The sequence below is a fragment of the Rhodococcus sp. GA1 genome (genome assembly GCF_024321955.1).
Lineage (GTDB): Bacteria > Actinomycetota > Actinomycetes > Mycobacteriales > Mycobacteriaceae > Rhodococcus > Rhodococcus pyridinivorans.
On record NZ_CP097186.1, the window covers coordinates 4,264,554 to 4,280,487 of the forward strand.

Annotated in this window: 12 protein-coding genes; 10 read left to right on the forward strand and 2 right to left on the reverse strand. The window is 67.6% G+C overall.

What is annotated here, in order from left to right:
- Positions 1-71 precede the first annotated feature (71 nt).
- The 5 genes from M3330_RS19940 to ligA are packed head-to-tail and all read left to right on the forward strand — an operon-like array spanning position 72 to position 6,413.
- Entirely contained in the window at positions 72-875 is an 804-nt protein-coding gene (locus M3330_RS19940; protein ID WP_006554561.1) for a 1-acyl-sn-glycerol-3-phosphate acyltransferase, read from the forward strand.
- A 58-nt stretch (positions 876-933) separates the two neighbouring features.
- On the forward strand, positions 934-2,169 hold the full coding sequence (locus tag M3330_RS19945; protein ID WP_006554560.1) for a cysteine desulfurase family protein: 1,236 nt from the start codon (positions 934-936) through the stop codon (positions 2,167-2,169).
- A complete protein-coding gene (gene mnmA / locus M3330_RS19950; protein ID WP_033097734.1) occupies positions 2,166-3,245 on the forward strand; it encodes a tRNA 2-thiouridine(34) synthase MnmA in 1,080 nt (359 codons plus the stop codon). The genes M3330_RS19945 and mnmA overlap by 4 nt, the downstream gene beginning before the upstream one ends.
- Positions 3,242-4,267 carry a methionine synthase gene (locus M3330_RS19955; RefSeq protein WP_039586018.1) on the forward strand — a complete coding sequence of 342 codons (1,026 nt, stop codon included), beginning with the start codon at positions 3,242-3,244 and terminating at the stop codon, positions 4,265-4,267. The genes mnmA and M3330_RS19955 overlap by 4 nt, the downstream gene beginning before the upstream one ends.
- 37 nt (positions 4,268-4,304) lie before the next feature.
- A complete protein-coding gene (gene ligA, locus M3330_RS19960) occupies positions 4,305-6,413 on the forward strand; it encodes an NAD-dependent DNA ligase LigA (protein WP_039586017.1) in 2,109 nt (702 codons plus the stop codon).
- A 37-nt stretch (positions 6,414-6,450) separates the two neighbouring features.
- On the opposite strand, the gene M3330_RS19965 is transcribed toward ligA, so the two are convergent.
- On the reverse strand, positions 6,451-7,092 hold the full coding sequence (locus tag M3330_RS19965; protein ID WP_033097737.1) for a hypothetical protein: 642 nt from the start codon (positions 7,090-7,092) through the stop codon (positions 6,451-6,453).
- Positions 7,093-7,265: 173 nt separating this feature from the next.
- Here M3330_RS19965 and M3330_RS19970 point away from each other — a divergent pair, with 173 nt between their 5' ends.
- The 5 genes from M3330_RS19970 (at position 7,266) to M3330_RS19990 (ending at position 14,983) form a co-directional block, all read left to right on the forward strand.
- A complete protein-coding gene (locus tag M3330_RS19970) occupies positions 7,266-8,546 on the forward strand; it encodes an amidohydrolase family protein (protein ID WP_024101399.1) in 1,281 nt (426 codons plus the stop codon).
- Positions 8,547-8,604: 58 nt separating this feature from the next.
- Positions 8,605-9,480 carry a hypothetical protein gene (locus tag M3330_RS19975; RefSeq protein WP_064852980.1) on the forward strand — a complete coding sequence of 292 codons (876 nt, stop codon included), beginning with the start codon at positions 8,605-8,607 and terminating at the stop codon, positions 9,478-9,480.
- Positions 9,481-9,483: 3 nt separating this feature from the next.
- Complete coding sequence (locus M3330_RS19980; RefSeq protein WP_255026083.1) at positions 9,484-10,827, forward strand: YhgE/Pip domain-containing protein; 1,344 nt, start codon at positions 9,484-9,486, stop codon at positions 10,825-10,827.
- A gap of 66 nt (positions 10,828-10,893) precedes the next feature.
- The gene (locus M3330_RS19985; protein WP_024101396.1) at positions 10,894-12,273 is read left to right on the forward strand and encodes a glutamate decarboxylase; all 1,380 of its coding nucleotides are present in this window, start codon (positions 10,894-10,896) and stop codon (positions 12,271-12,273) included.
- 226 nt (positions 12,274-12,499) lie between these two features.
- Positions 12,500-14,983 carry a LuxR C-terminal-related transcriptional regulator gene (locus M3330_RS19990; protein ID WP_255026086.1) on the forward strand — a complete coding sequence of 828 codons (2,484 nt, stop codon included), beginning with the start codon at positions 12,500-12,502 and terminating at the stop codon, positions 14,981-14,983.
- 36 nt (positions 14,984-15,019) lie between these two features.
- Here M3330_RS19990 and M3330_RS19995 read toward each other — a convergent pair whose 3' ends face one another.
- Complete coding sequence (locus M3330_RS19995) at positions 15,020-15,670, reverse strand: hypothetical protein (RefSeq protein ID WP_064852977.1); 651 nt, start codon at positions 15,668-15,670, stop codon at positions 15,020-15,022.
- Between the last annotated feature and the right edge of the window lie 264 nt (positions 15,671-15,934).

A 15,934-nucleotide genomic window follows, 5' to 3' on the forward strand; every position in this document is an offset into this window, starting at 1 on the left:
CGACACGGGTGCACGCGTGGATGCCGTCGAGTCCGTGCGGGATCCGGTGCCTGCCGGACGGGACGGATCGTGTGGGTCTGCCGACGGTGTGGTTGCGCATCGCGACGGTCGCGGTCGTGCTGACGGTGGTGCCGCTCCTGCTGGCAGGACGGATGATTCCCGCGGCGCGTCGGGAGAGCACGGTGCGGCGCAGTGCGCGCCTGTTGTTGTGGTGCGTAGGCATCCGTCCGACGATCGACGATCGGCGTGACCGACGGGCGCGCGCAGGGGGCGTGCTCGTCGTTGCACCGCACATCTCGTGGACGGATGTCCTCGTCCTCACCGCAGTCGCTCCCGCGGAGTTCGTCGCACGAGCGGACCTGCTCGACTGGGGCCTGCTGGGCGCGCTCGCACGCCGGATGCGTGTCATCCCCATCGAACGGGAACGACTGCGACTGCTGCCCGCCGTGATCGAGCGAGTACGCACCCGCTTGCTGGAGGGCGGGTGCGTCGCCGTCTTCCCCGAGGGCACGACGCGATGCGGACGGTCCCACGGCGGTTTCCGCCCCGCCCTGCTGCAGGCGGCCGTGGACGCGCAGTGCCCCGTCCAGCCCGTCGGCCTGCGATACGGCGAGCGCGGGGGAGACCTCACCGCCGCGCCGGCCTTCGTCGGTGACGAGACGATCGGTTCCTCGATCCGGCGGATGATCCGGAACCGCGGTGTCGTCGTCGAAGTCGTGCTCGCTCCGCTCGAACATCCGGGTCGGGACCGGCACGATCTCGCAGCCCGATGCGCCCGCGCGGTCCGTGCCGAGCGCCCGGTCGAGGCCGTGACATTCCTGCCGGTCGGCGGCTCACCGGCCGGTGGAACGGCACGGACGGTGGACGCCGCCTGACGGGCGACCCCCCTGAGCGCGGCGGGCACCTGCGCCGACCCGCTATCCTGGATCGGTCATGACCTCGCCCGCCGCCGGTCCCTCCGGTACCTCCACGACCGTCTACCTCGATCACGCCGCGACGTCGCCGATGCTTCCTGCGGCCGTCGAGGCGATGACGTCGGTCCTCGCCACCGTCGGAAACGCGTCCTCCCTGCACGGATCGGGGCGCGCAGCGCGCCGGCGCGTCGAGGAGTCGCGGGAGTCGATTGCGGCCGCCCTCGGCGCCCGGCCCTCCGAGGTGATCTTCGTCTCCGGTGGCACCGAGGGCGACAATCTGGCCGTCAAGGGCATCTATTGGGGTCGCCGCGCCCAGGACCCCCGGCGTCGCCGGATCCTCGCGAGCGCGGTCGAACACCACGCCGTGCTCGACGCCGTCGAATGGCTCGTCGAGCACGAGGATGCCCAGGTGACGTGGCTGCCGGTGGACGGCTCCGGCCGCGTCGATCCCACCACGCTCCGCGAGGAACTCTCGCGCCACGCCGACGAGGTCGCCCTCGTGTCCGTGATGTGGGCGAACAACGAGGTCGGCACCGTCATGCCGATCACCGAACTCGCTGCGGTCGCCGCCGAGTTCGACGTCCCGATGCACAGCGACGCCGTGCAGGCGGTCGCGCATCTCCCAGTCGATTTCACCGCGAGCGGACTGTCGGCACTGACCCTGGCCGCTCACAAGTTCGGTGGTCCGCAGGGAGTGGGAGCGCTGCTGCTCGGCAGGCAGGTACCGTGCGTGCCGCTCGCCCACGGTGGGGGCCACGAACGCGACGTGCGGTCCGGGACGCAGGACACCGCGTCCATCGTGGCGATGGCCGCGGCGTTGCGCGAGGTCACCTCGGATCTGCCCGGCCGCACCGCCGAACTCGCGCACCTGCGCGATCTTCTTGTCGCGGGTGTCGAGGCGGCGATCCCCGACGCGATCCTCAACGGTCCTCGCGAGGTCGGACGACTGCCCAACAACGCGCACTTCACGTTCCCCGGATGCGAAGGCGACTCGCTGCTGATGTTGCTCGACGCGGCCGGTATCGAATGCTCGACCGGTTCGGCGTGCACCGCCGGGGTCGCGCGCGCGAGTCACGTACTCGTCGCGATGGGGGCGGACCCGATCACGGCACGCGGTTCGCTCCGATTCTCGTTGGGGCACACCACAACCCGCAGTGACATCGACAAACTGATCGAAACTCTCCCTTCCGTGGTGGACAGGGCTCGCGCCGCCGGACTGGCGAGCGCCGGTGGACGAGGAGGTGACCGGAGATGAGGATTCTTGCGGCAATGAGCGGCGGTGTGGACTCGGCGGTCGCCGCCGCCCGCATGGTCGAGGCCGGACACGACGTCGTGGGAGTGCATCTCGCGTTGTCGGCCGCGCCGGGCACACTGCGCACCGGCTCGCGCGGATGCTGCTCGAAGGAGGACGCCGGCGATGCTCGCCGCGCCGCCGACGTGCTCGGAATTCCCTTCTACGTCTGGGATTTCGCAGACCGCTTCAAGGAGGACGTGATCGACGACTTCGTCGCGTCCTATGCCGCCGGTGAGACCCCGAACCCGTGCCTGCGTTGCAACGAGAAGATCAAGTTCTCGGCGCTGGCCGACCGTGCCGTCGCGCTCGGCTTCGACGCCGTCGCCACCGGTCACTACGCGCAGTTGAACGACGGGGTGCTGCGCCGCGCCGTCGACGCCGACAAGGACCAGTCGTACGTACTCGCCGTGCTCACGGCGCAGCAGTTGTCGCGCGCGGTGTTCCCCGTCGGCGACACCCCCAAGAGCCGGATCCGCGAGGAGGCCGCCGAGCGCGGACTCGCTGTGGCGAACAAGCCCGACAGCCACGACATCTGCTTCATCCCGTCGGGCGACACCCGCGCCTTCCTCGGTGCCCGCATCGGTGTGCGTCCCGGCGCCGTCGTGGACGACCGTTCGGGTGAGGTGCTCGCGCAGCACGAGGGCGTGCACGGTTTCACCATCGGCCAGCGCAAGGGACTCGGTATCGCCGGGCCCGGACCGGACGGACGCCCCCGCTACGTCACCGCGATCGAACCGGAGAGCGGCACCGTCCGGGTCGGCAGCGCCGAACAGCTGAAGGTCGAGTCGATCCGGGCCGAACGCGCCGTATGGACCTCCGGCACCGCTCCTGTCGGACCGATCGAGTGCGTCGTCCAGGTCCGCGCTCACGGTGGCCTGGCCCCGGCCGTCGCCGAAGCGGTGGGTCCGGGCATCGAGATCTCGCTGCGCGAACCGCTCACCGGTGTCGCCGCCGGTCAGGCCGCCGTGCTGTACCGGTCCGACGCTGCGGGCGACATCGTCCTCGGCAGCGGAACCATCGCGGCAGGGGACCGGTGACGGCACCTGCCACCGGCCGCGAGGTGTGGTCCGGTCTCGCGACAGGCATCGGTTCGTGGCCCGGGACGGACCCGCGCGAGGCCGCGGCGGTCGTCGTCGGCGAACTCACGGATCTGCCCCACCTCGTCGAACTGCCGGCACGCGGCCTCGGTGCCGACATGATCGGGCGGGTCAGCGCCCTGCTCGTCGACATGTACCTCGACACCTCGACCACTGGTTACCGCCTCGTGTCGCGACGCGGCGGTGTGGCCGCCCGGGCGCGCGACCTGCTCGCCCAGGACCTCGATGCGCTCGAGGAGGCCTGGGAACGCGCCGGGCTGGATGCCGGCCGCCCCGTGAAGGTGCAGGCTGCCGGGCCGCTCACCCTCGCCGCCCACGTCGAACTCGCCACGGGACGCCGGGTGCTCACCGACCGCGGCGCCGTTCGCGACCTGGCCGAATCGCTCGCGGAGGGCCTGGCCCGACACGCCGCCGAGATCACCCGCCGGCTCGGGGTTCAGGTGGTCGCGCAACTCGACGAACCGTCGCTGCCGGATGTGCTCGCCGGAACGCTGAAGGGCCGGACCGTCCTCGAGACCGTCCCTGCCGTGCCGGACCCGGAAGCGCTGGACGTGCTCGACACGACGATTCGGGGCACTGGGCTCTCCGTCGCGGTGCACTGCTGCGCGGGCACCTTCCCGGCCGACTTCCTGCGGCGCAGCGCTGCCGACGCTGTGGCCTTCGACGTCGGAGGCGTGCGACGCTCCGACCTCGACGGACTCGGGGAACTGTTCGACTCGGGCACGGTCCCGATACTCGGACTCGTGCCCGCCACCGCACCGGCCTCGACGGGCTGGCGCGAGTACGCGGCACCGGCCGTCGAGCTGATCGACCGGCTCGGGTTCCCCAGGAAGGTGCTGCAATCGGTGGCGGTGAGCCCGGTCTGCGGGCTGGCCTCGGCCTCCACGGAGGGGGCACGGGCCGCTCTGCGTTCGTTGCGCGACGTCGCGTCGGCCTTCGCTGAGGAAGCCGACACGCTCTGAGTATTCCGGTCGGTCCCCTCGACTAGGCTTGCAGGCTGTGAGTGAACCGACGGACGCACCCATCACCGCTCCTCCGGAGGCGCGTGAGCGCTGGCAGGATCTCGCCGAACAGGTGCGCGAGCATCAGTTCCGTTATTACGTGCGCGACGCCCCCATCATCTCCGACGGTCAGTTCGACGCGCTCCTCGGCGAACTGCAGGCACTCGAGGATCAGTACACCGAACTCCGCACGCCGGATTCGCCCACCCAGCTGGTCGGCGGCGGCTTCGCCACCGAATTCGGTGCCGTCGAGCATCTCGAACGGATGCTCAGCCTCGACAACGTCTTCGACGAGGACGAACTGCGCGCGTGGCTCTCGCGCGCCGAGGTCGAGACCGGCACTCACCCCGATTATCTGTGCGAGGTGAAGATCGACGGCGTGGCGCTCAGCCTCGTCTACGAGAACGGCAAACTCGTCCGCGCGGCCACCCGCGGCGACGGACGCACCGGGGAGGACGTCACCCTCAACGCCCGCACGATCGACGACGTTCCCGAAAAGCTCACCGGCACCGCCGAATACCCGATCCCGACGTTGCTCGAAGTGCGCGGCGAGGTGTTCTTCCGGCTCGAGGACTTCCAGACCCTCAACGCCGGGCTGGTGGCCGAAGGCAAGCCGCCCTTCGCGAATCCCCGCAATTCCGCCGCCGGTTCCCTGCGGCAGAAGAACCCGGCCGTCACCGCGCGCCGGCGTCTGCGCATGTACTGCCACGGCTACGGCCGCATGGAGGGCTTCGAACCCCGCTCGCAATCCGACGCCTACGCGGCCTTCGCGGCCTGGGGCCTGCCCGTCTCACCGCACACTGTTCGCGTGCAGGGCGCCGAGGCGGTCGTCGAGCGGATGCGCTACTGGGGCGAACACCGCCACGACATCGAACATGAGATCGACGGCCTGGTGGTCAAGATCGACGACATGGGGCTGCACCGACGCCTCGGTGCCACGTCCCGCGCCCCACGGTGGGCGATCGCCTACAAGTACCCGCCGGAGGAGGTCACCACCAAGCTCCTCGACATCCGCGTCAGTGTCGGGCGCACCGGACGCGTGACCCCCTTCGCCTACATGGAGCCGGTCACCGTCGCCGGGTCCACCGTCTCGCTGGCGACGCTGCACAACGCGTCCGAGGTGGAGCGCAAAGGCGTGCTCATCGGCGACACCGTGGTCATCCGCAAGGCCGGCGACGTGATCCCGGAGGTCCTCGGCCCGGTCGTCGACCTGCGCGACGGTTCCGAGTACGCCTTCGAGATGCCCACGCAGTGCCCCGAATGCGGAACCACCCTTGCCCCGGCGAAGGAGGGCGACGTCGACCTGCGCTGCCCCAACTCGCGGTCGTGCCCGGCGCAATTGCGCGAGCGGGTCTTCCACGTCTCGGGCAGGGGAGCGTTCGACATCGAAGCCCTCGGCTACGAGGCGGCCACGGCGCTGCTCGAGGGGAAGATCATCGCCGACGAGGGCGACCTGTTCTCGCTCACGAAGGAAGACCTCGAACGCATCGCGTTTTTCCGCACCACCAAGGGCGTGCTGTCGAAGAACGGCGAACGTCTGCTGCAGAACCTCGACAAGGCGAAGGAACAGCCGCTCTGGCGCGTGCTGGTCGCCCTGTCCATCCGGCACGTCGGACCGACCGCTGCGCGTGCGCTGGCCACCGAGTTCGGCAGCCTCGACCGGATCCGGGCCGCGTCCGTCGACGAGCTCGCGGCCGTCGAGGGCGTCGGACCGACGATCGCCGCGGCGGTGACCGACTGGTTCACCGTCGATTGGCACGTCGCGATCGTCGACAAGTGGGCGGCAGCGGGTGTGCGGATGGCCGACGAACGCGACGAATCGATCCCGCGAACCCTCGAAGGACTGTCGATCGTGGTTACGGGCACGCTCGCGGGATTCTCCCGCGACCAGGCCAAGGAGGCCGTCCTCGCGCGCGGAGGCAAGGCCGCCGGATCGGTGTCGAAGAAGACGGCTTTCGTCGTCATCGGCGACAACCCGGGTTCGAAGGCCGACAAGGCCGCCGATCTCGGAGTACCCGTGCTCGACGAGGACGGTTTCCGGATCCTGCTCGACGAGGGGCCCGACGCCGCTCGCGCCTATCTCGAAGGGCGCGAAGGGGAGAACTGAGACGCTCTCCGCCGGCAGGTGCCCTGCCGGCGAATTCTCAGGAGGCCGTTGCGGATTCCGGTTCCTCGGCGCTGCGCCTCCCGAGGAATACCGCCGCGGCGAGCAGGAAGCAGATCGCCCCGACGAACGTGCCGGCGTTGGCAAGGCTCGGGTCGAGGGTGTTTCCGTCGTCGAGGACGAACGAACCGACGGCGGAGACCCCGAAAGCGATCGACCCGAGCATGTTCAGCCACCCGCTGATCCAGTCCTTCGAGCGCGGCGCCCAATGCGAGCCCGCTCGCCAGAGGACTGCACACGCGATCGCGCTCGACACCAGAAAGCACAGGGAACCTTCGAGATTGGGGTTCCACACCAGGTGCTCCTCACCCTTGACGGTGTGGGCGTGCAGTGCGGCTCCCGTGCTGACGTTGAACAACAGCGTACCGATGAACTGGATCAGCGACGCGAGCCAGTCGGCGCGGATCGCCGGGCTGCCCTTGTCCGTGACGGTGGCCGGCCCACTGAGCATCAATTGGACGAATGCTGCACCCGTGAAGAACCAGGAACCCACGAAGAACGAAGTATTTGCACCGGCGGTGCCGAGAAGCGTCGCAATTCCGGGCGCCGAACCCAATGCGAACAGGGCGGCGCCGATGACGAATCCCCAGGACTGCATGCGCAATGTCGGGTGAATCAGCATTGGCGCAGTGTAAGTCGAAGATCGGAAATTTTTGTGTTTTCAAAAGAAACTATCCGATCGAATAGGTGCAGCTCAGAACGAACTTTCGAAAAGGGTGAACGGTTGGGGTGAATTGGTTCGGGATCCTTTCGGTTGGTCGGAAGTCGTGTTCGATGCGCGTTAGCGTCCCAGCCATGACGGAAACCGGTAAGTCCACTCAGCGCCTTCTTTTTCGTAATGTGCGAGTTTTCGACGGAGTTTCCGGAGAGCTCGTCACCGGCGACGTACTGATCGACGGAGACCGCATCGTCGCCGTATCCGAATCGCCGATCGGCGACGAACCCGGCCGCGAGACCGACGTGATCGACGGCGGCGGGCGTGTCCTCATGCCCGGCATGTCCGACGCGCACGTCCACCTCGTCGGTAACGCGAACTCCTACATCGACATGGTGATGGGCAGTGAAGCGCACATCGCGCTCAACGGCCTCGCCGAGGCCCGCAACATGCTGCTGCGCGGCTTCACCGCCGTCCGCGACATGGCCGGCGACACCGGCAGCATCAAATCGGTGATCGACCGGGGATTGTTCGACGGTCCCCGCATCTACCCGTCCCAGGCCGCGATCTCGCAGACGTCCGGGCACGGCGACTTCGGCTTCGTCTACGAATGCCCCACAGCCCTCGGTGGGGATCAGGCCCGCGCCGAACAGATCGGCTTCATGCGGGTCGCCGATGGTGAGGACCGGGTCCTCGCAGCCGTGCGCGAGCAACTCAAGAAAGGTGCATCGCAGATCAAGCTGATGGTCGGCGGCGGAGCGGCGTCCATGTACGACCCGCTGTACACCGTCCAGTTCATCGACAGAGAACTGCGTGCCGCCGTCCAGGCCGCATCCGACTACGGCACGTACGTGGCCACCCACGTCTACAACGTCACCGGGATCCGCCGCGCGGTCGCGGCCGGGGTGAAGTCGATCGAGCACGGCCACCTCGCCGACGAGGAGACCGTCGCACTGCTCGCGGAGAAGGAGGTGTGGTTGTCGATGCAGCCCTTCGCGCTCGGCGACCACCACTATCCCGACCCGGATCGCGCGGAGAAGGACAAGCAGATCTGCACCGGCACCGACCACGTCTACGAGTGGGCGCAGAAGCACGGCGTGAAGACGGCCTGGGGAACCGACCTGCTGCTCGAGCCGCAGATCGCGCCGCGCCAGAGCGAGATGGCCGCGCGGCTCGGCGACCACTACAGCAACCTCGACGCGCTGCGGATGCTCACCTCCGGAAACGCCGAACTGTTCCGGCTCGCAGGCGAACGCGATCCCTACCGTCAGGCCCGATGGGGTGTGATCGACAAGGGCGCCTGGGCGGACGTGCTCCTCGTCGACGGCAACCCGCTCGAGGATCTGAGTCTGATCGCCGATCCAGCAAAGAACCTGTCGGTCATTGTGAAGAACGGCCACGTCGTCAAGAACAGCCTGTGACCGTGGCAGCGCATCGGACACGGCACCACACCCCACTCGCTCGGCGCAAGGACAGTCGGTGACTCACTACGGGCAGCACAGCGACGCAGAGGCCTGGGACGAGTTGTCGGACGAGCAGCTCGAGGATCCCTTCGTCGTGGACGGAAACTACGGCGGAACGCCGGTGGGCACAGCCGAACCGGATGATGTCGGGACTCCGCCGTACGGCGCTCCGGTCGTGCAGCGGGCAACCGCCCGGCAGACGCCGGGCACACTCGTGTCGGCGCGCGGGATCGAACTCCACGGACCCTGGGGCCATGTCTTCGGCCCCCTCGACCTGGACCTCGACGCCGGGGGAGTGACGGTTCTGGCCGCGCAGGCCGGTGCTGCGCGTACCGCGTTGCTCATGGCTCTGTGCGGTCGCATGCGACTGACCCGGGGATCGCTGACGGTTCTCGGCGAGGACAGACCGCAGAAGATCATCGCGCGGTCGGCGATTGCGTGCATGAACGAGCTCGACGAGGTACGCCCGTCGGTCACCGTGCGCGATCTCGTCACCGAGCAGAAGCGGTGGGATTCCCCGTGGTACAAGTTCGTTCCGCGGGTCCGTGAGTACGGTATCGCCGAGATGTGCGAGGAGATCTTCGGCGACGTACCGCTGCCACCGCTCGAGGCGTTCGTCGACGACCTCCCCGAACTCCAGCAAGTGCTCCTGCGGATCTCGGTGGCGAACACCCGGCGTCCGCCACTGCTGGTGGTGGGCCGGATCGATCGGATCGCCGACGACGTCGAACGTGCCACCCTGCTCGGCCGGCTCGTCGCGCTCGGTGAGAACCAGGCGGTGATCATCGGCGACGTGAACCCCGTCGACCCCGATAGCGGGGTACGGGCCGTGGTGGACATGCACGATCTGCTCGGGCCCGGTGACATCGGCGTCCTGACGAAGAGGAAGTGACGAGTGCTCGCAGGCGTCTCTCTCGGTAGCGACTCGAAGCGATACTTCCGCGGCACGATGCCGCGCATCGCGATCGCGACGATCATTCTCATGCCGTTGCTGTACGGGGCCATGTACCTGTGGGCCTTCTGGAATCCGTTCGGTGCGGTGAACAAGATTCCCGCGGCGATCGTCAACAACGACACCGGTCGTTCGTCGACGGGGGAACAGGTCGACGCCGGCGATCAGGTCGTGAAGTCCCTCATCGCATCCGGTCAGCTCGATCTGGCGGAGGTGTCGGAAGAGGACGCTGTCGCGGGTCTGGCCGACGGAAAGTACTACTACACCATCACGATTCCGGAGAGTTTCACCGAAGCCGCTGAGATCATGCGTCTGCAGGCAGGCGCCGAACAACTCGAGTATCAACTCGGCAACCCGAACAGTCCGCTACAGGGAGCCCTGGCGACGTTGTCGAACGGGGGACTGGCGGCGGACGTGAACCGACTCCGCAGCGGTGTCGACGAACTGAGCTCCGGTCTCGTCCAACTCACCGACGGCAGTGTCCAGTTGGCCGACGGAGCAGGAGAGCTGTCCTCGGGCATGGTCGAGTTGCAGTCGGGTTCGCGGGAACTCGCGCAGGCCCTGAGTCAGGGTGCCACCCAGGTGCCGAACTGGACGGACGAACAACGCACCGCCACCGCCGAGACGTTGTCGACTCCGGTTGCTCTGCAACAGAACTACACGAACGAGGCACCCACCTTCGGTACCGGTTTCGCCCCGTTCTTCCTGTCGCTCGCCCTGTTCGTCGGCGGCATCATCACCTGGATGCTGCTCACCCCGTTACAGTCGCGGCCCACCGTCGCGGGACTCGGTGCCTACCGCACGGTCCTCGCGTCGTACTGGCCGGCTCTGCTGGTAGGCATCCTGCAGGTGGTCGTGATGTACACGGTCGTCCATTTCGGCGTCGGACTGGACGTGAAGCACGTCGTGGGGACGATCCTGTTCCTGATGTTGATCTCCGCAACGTATCTGGCCATGATCCAAGCGTTCAATGCGATCTTCGGCGTCGCCGTCGGTCGGGTGGTGACCTTGGCCTTCCTGATGCTGCAACTGGTCTCGGCCGGCGGTATCTACCCCGTGCCGACCACGGCGAAGCCGTTCCAGTACATCCACCCGTTCGACCCGATGACCTACACCGTCAACGGTCTGCGGCAGCTCACCGTCGCCGAGAATATCGATTCGCGATTGTGGATCGCAATCGCTGTCCTGGCCGGAATCCTGCTCGTATCGTTGACGCTGAGTGCCCTGTCGGTTCGGCGCAACCGCCGCTACACGATGGAGAGGCTGTACCCGCCGATCGAGGTGTGAGAGCCGCCCCGTATGTCCTGACGTCACCGGATCGACGAGTGTTCGATGCGGGAAATGGAGGAAATCATGTCAGAGTCCAATGCTCCAGCCGAGACACTCGCACCTGCCTTCACCGGCAGACTCGGTACCGACCCGATTCCTGCTCTGCGACTTCCCAAGTCGGAGACCGATCCTGAGGCGACGTACCAGTTCATACACGACGAGCTGATGCTCGACGGCAGCTCGCGGCTCAACCTGGCGACCTTCGTCACCACGTGGATGGATCCGCAGGCGGGTCGTCTCATGGCCGAGACGTTCGACAAGAACATGATCGACAAGGACGAGTATCCGGCCACGGCGGAGATCGAGACCCGCTGCGTCAACATGGTCGCGGCCCTGTTCCACGCCGAGAACCTCGATCCGGCCGATCCGTCGTCGGCCACCGGCGTCTCGACGATCGGTTCGTCCGAGGCCGTCATGCTCGGCGGTCTCGCGCTCAAGTGGCGCTGGCGTGAGGCCCGTAGGGCCGCCGGCAAGGACGCGTCGAAGCCGAACCTGGTGCTCGGCAGCAACGTGCAGGTGGTGTGGGAGAAGTTCTGCCGCTACTTCGACGTCGAGCCGAAGTACCTGCCGATGGAGCCCGGCCGTTACGTCATCACCCCCGAGCAGGTCCGTGAAGCGGTCGACGAGAACACCATCGGCGTCGTCGCGATCCTCGGCACCACCTTCACCGGTGAACTCGAGCCCGTGGCGGAGATCGCCGCCGCGCTCGACGAGCTCGCGGCCTCCGGCGGTCCCGACGTCCCGTTGCACGTCGACGCCGCCTCCGGTGGCTTCGTGGTGCCCTTCCTCCATCCGGACCTCGAATGGGACTTCCGTGTGCCGCGGGTCGTGTCCATCAACGTCAGTGGTCACAAGTACGGCATGACCTATCCGGGTATCGGTTTCGTCGTCTGGCGCTCGAAGGAACATCTGCCCGAGGACCTGGTCTTCCGGGTCAACTACCTCGGTGGCGACATGCCGACGTTCACGCTCAACTTCTCGCGTCCTGGTAACCAGGTCATCGGCCAGTACTACAACTTCATTCGGCTCGGTGTCGCCGGGTACACGCAGATCATGGAGACCCTGCGCGACACCGCGCTCATGCTGTCGAAGCAGATCTCCGAGATCGAGAACATGGCGATCATCACGGACGGCTCCGCCATCCCGGTCATCTCCTTCGAGGTGACGGGCGACCCCGGCTTCACGGTGTTCGACATCTCCCACGAATTGCGGGCCCGCGGATTCCAGGTTCCGGCCTACACGATGCCGGCCGACGCGGAGGACGTCGCGGTCCTGCGAATCGTGCTTCGCGAGGGCTTCAGCCGGGACATCGCCCACAAGCTCGGTGAAGACATCGCCGATGTAGTCGGATATCTCCGCGAGGGTGTCGGTCGCGGCCACACCGACCAGGCATTCGCACACTGAACGAAGTCGCAGCGGGGGAGAAGCTCACCGAGTTTCTCCCCCGCCGACGTGAAATCCGTTCGTGGACCGTGTGAATGGAGGTGCGGAACTACTTCGATGTGATTCCTGGCGCGCGATCGGAATCCCGGCGAAATCCGTCATTTCCCCCGCCGGCTGCTAATATTTGCACATACTTGTGAGTCCGTTTCGAGGGCGATGCTGCCCGGATGCGAAAGGGATAGTGGACGTGCCGAGAACACTGCCTTTGTCCCGTCGCCGATTGTTCTCCGTTCTGTCCGCGCATTCCGAACTCGCCGTGATCCTCGGTGGCCCCTTCTCCGGCAAGACGACCCTCGTCGACACGTGGCTGGCGACCGACCCGTGTCCCGAGTGGGCGCCGGTGGTGATTCCCGAACCCGCGCACGACGTCACACCCGAGACCTACTGGGCGACGGTGGCATCGTCGCTGTGTACCTCCCTCGGAGTCGACGAACCCGTTGCGGCGGAAGGCTCCTTCGACTCGTTGTGTTCGATACTGGTCCGGCACCCCCGGCCCGTGATGTTCGTGCTCGACGGTGTCCGGTCGGTCGAAGCGATCGAAGACCGGGTCGGGCAGTTGCTGCGGCTCGGGCCGCAGGTGCGGATGGTGGTCACCAGCAGGGCCGCAGGCTCGTGGGCCGAACTTGTCGACGGACACCCGCACAGGACGATCGTCGGCGACGACGACCTGGCGTTCACCGTGGACGAGACCGCTGCACTGTGCCGGCTCTTCGGACTTGCGCGGGACCAACGCACCATCGAGTGGATCACCCGCCGCACCGAAGGATTCGCCGCATTCGTCGCGGCGGTGTGTGCGACGCTGCGTGCCGAGAAGCCGGATCGGGTCTACGGCACCGACGCCCTCGACGTCCTGGTCGACTCGACCGTCGATCTCGTCGTCATGCATGTCGTGGCCGCGGATCCCTCACTGGCACTGTCCTCCCGCTCGGTCCTCGTCTCCGCCGCACCCAACACGGTGACGGAGTCGTCGATTTCGGCTCTACCGCACATCGACGACAGCGACGCCTTCCTCACCGCGCTGACCGAGTCGGGACTGATCGAGGCCTGCTCGACGGACGAGAACTCCACGGACGGCGAGACCGCCTGGCGCTATCCCGAGGTCGTCCACAGATCACTCCTGCGGGTGGGCAGCGCCGAATACCCGAAGGAGCTGTGGGATGCGCGGTCGGCTCTCATCGACTACTGGTTGCAGCGCTCGCGTCCGGACATCGCCCTCGAACATGCCGTGGAGCGGCGCGACTGGCGATGCGCGATCGACATCGTCGAGAAGAACTGGGTGGCGCTGTACGGAAGCGGATCGCTCCGCTCCCTGGGGATCGTGCTGCTCGAGCTGCTCCCCGACGATATGACGACCAACGATCGCACCGTCGCGTCGCTGCGGACGATCACCCGTGCCCGGAACAAGGCGGGAGAGCCGGAACAGTGGGCCTTCCCTCGATCCTTCGAAACGATCCTTCGCCTCGGAAGTCTCCGGATGCAGGGTGCCTACGACGAGGCGATGGAAGTGTGCGACGGCCTGGCCACCGAACCCGTGCCGAATTTCGAGACGCTGGACGACACGACCCGGCACGCCCACGGACTGAAATACCTCAACTTCGGCACCGTCTACCTCCTCGGCGGACGCACCACCGATGCCGGAACGATGCTGCGCCGTGCCCACACGGCGGGTCGCGGTGTGTTCGTCGAGCGAGAGGCCGCGGGCAAACTCGCGCTCCTCGAAGCCCTCCGGGGCCGGACCCACGAGGCGACCCGGTGGATCGAGGAGGAGCTCCGGCATCCGCCGATCATGGGAGAGGCCGAGGCCCTCATCCGTACGGCGGGCCTGGTCGCCACCGCGCTCGTGGCCCTCGACAGGCTCGACACCGGCACGGCCTTCCGCGCGCTCTCCGAACTCGGCACTCCCCGCCACACGGAAGAGTTGTGGGCGGCCGTCATGTACGCGCGGGGGCGACTGGCGCTGCTGAGCGGTGTGCCTGCCGACGGCCTGCTGTACATCGATTCGGAACTTCAGCACTTCTCCCATCGCCTCACCGGTATCTCCGCGGTGTTGGTCGATGCCGCGCGTGCCGACCTGTACCTCGCGCTCGGCGAGGCCCGCGCGGCGCGCGAGCTGGTCGACAGCTCGACGCACCCCCTCACGGCTCCGGCCCGTGCGCGATTGCGTCTGCTCGGCGGCGATCCCGGAGGCGCGGAGGTGATCGTGCATCGTGGGGATGCCGCCCGTGAGCACTGTCCGGCCGTCGGTGCGGAACTCGCCCTGATCGGATCGGTGGCGTCTCTGAGACTCGGTCGCCGCACCGATGCGCGACGGCATCTCCAGCGGGCCGTGGTGCTGGCGGAACATGCCGGGGTGACACGGCCGTTCGTCGGAGTCCCGCCCTCGGCCGTGCGCGACATCCTGTCGCTCGGGGTCGACCTGCCGATCGATCTCGACCCGGCGATGGCCGAGTACGGCATCTTCCGCGAGATCCGTGTCGTCGTACGGCTGACCCCGCGCGAGCGCGCGGTCCTCGACGCGTTGCTCGCCGGCGGCACGGCGAGCACGATCGCCAAGGAACAGTTCGTCACCCTCAACACCGTCAAGACCCAATTGCGTTCCCTCTACCGGAAACTGGGCGTGCATTCGCGTGAGGAAGCGATCGCGCAGGCGCACAGGCTCGTCGTCGGCTGAGACCCTTTCCCGAAGCTGCGACCGGAACCCCGGGGACTATCGGAGGACGGTGCCGACGATGCCCGCGAAGTAACCGATGCGTGCGATCTCGGACGGACGGAACTCCGGTCCGCCGGGGCGGCCGAGGACGAGGACACGTTCGGGCGAGCCGAGGGGAGCGGCCGCGAGCATCGTGTCCATGTCGCGCCAGAGCTGCGGCACCCACTCACCGTCGTGGTCGAGCAGGGTGGCCTCGGCGAGCGGCATCCAGGGGACGCCGTCGAGGCGGGTCTCCGGCGAACCCGGGCTCCCCGCGAGGCGGAAGATGCCGTTCGGGCCGACTCCGAGCACGGTCGCCCAACCCACGCGGAGCACCCGGGGAGCACCGTCGACGAGGATCTGGATGCGGTCGTCGCGGGCGGCGGCGACGTGATCGATCAGTTCGAGTTCGCGATGGGTGTCGAGGATTCCGGCGTAGGGACGGATCGAGTCGACCGTCACACCGGGCAGGGCCTCGGCCGCGGTGAGGAGCGTGTCGGGGAGCTTGCCCGGCTCGACGTCGACGACGAGATCGTCGATCGCGAAGTCCGTGCCGCGTTCGACGACGTCGAGCGACAGGATGTCGGCGCCGACCGAACCGAGCGCCAGGGCGAGCGAGCCGAGGCTACCGGGACGATCGGGGAGCCTGACACGCAAGAGGTACGACACGTGAGTCCTTTCCCCAGTCGGTTTCGTGCCGTCGACGAACGCCACATCGACGGCACATGGTGCGCCGGCATCCGAGTGCCGGCCCAGGGGCCCGTGTCGACCTCTGGCAGACCACATCCTTGCACCTCGGCGCCGGCGTCCGGGACGGCGCAGATCCGAAATTATGCCGACCCCATCGATAATCCCCGGTCGCGACGGTGCATGTCACACGAACGCAACACAGCGTTGCGAAGCTTGCAACATCGGCGGACGGGACGCGACGCC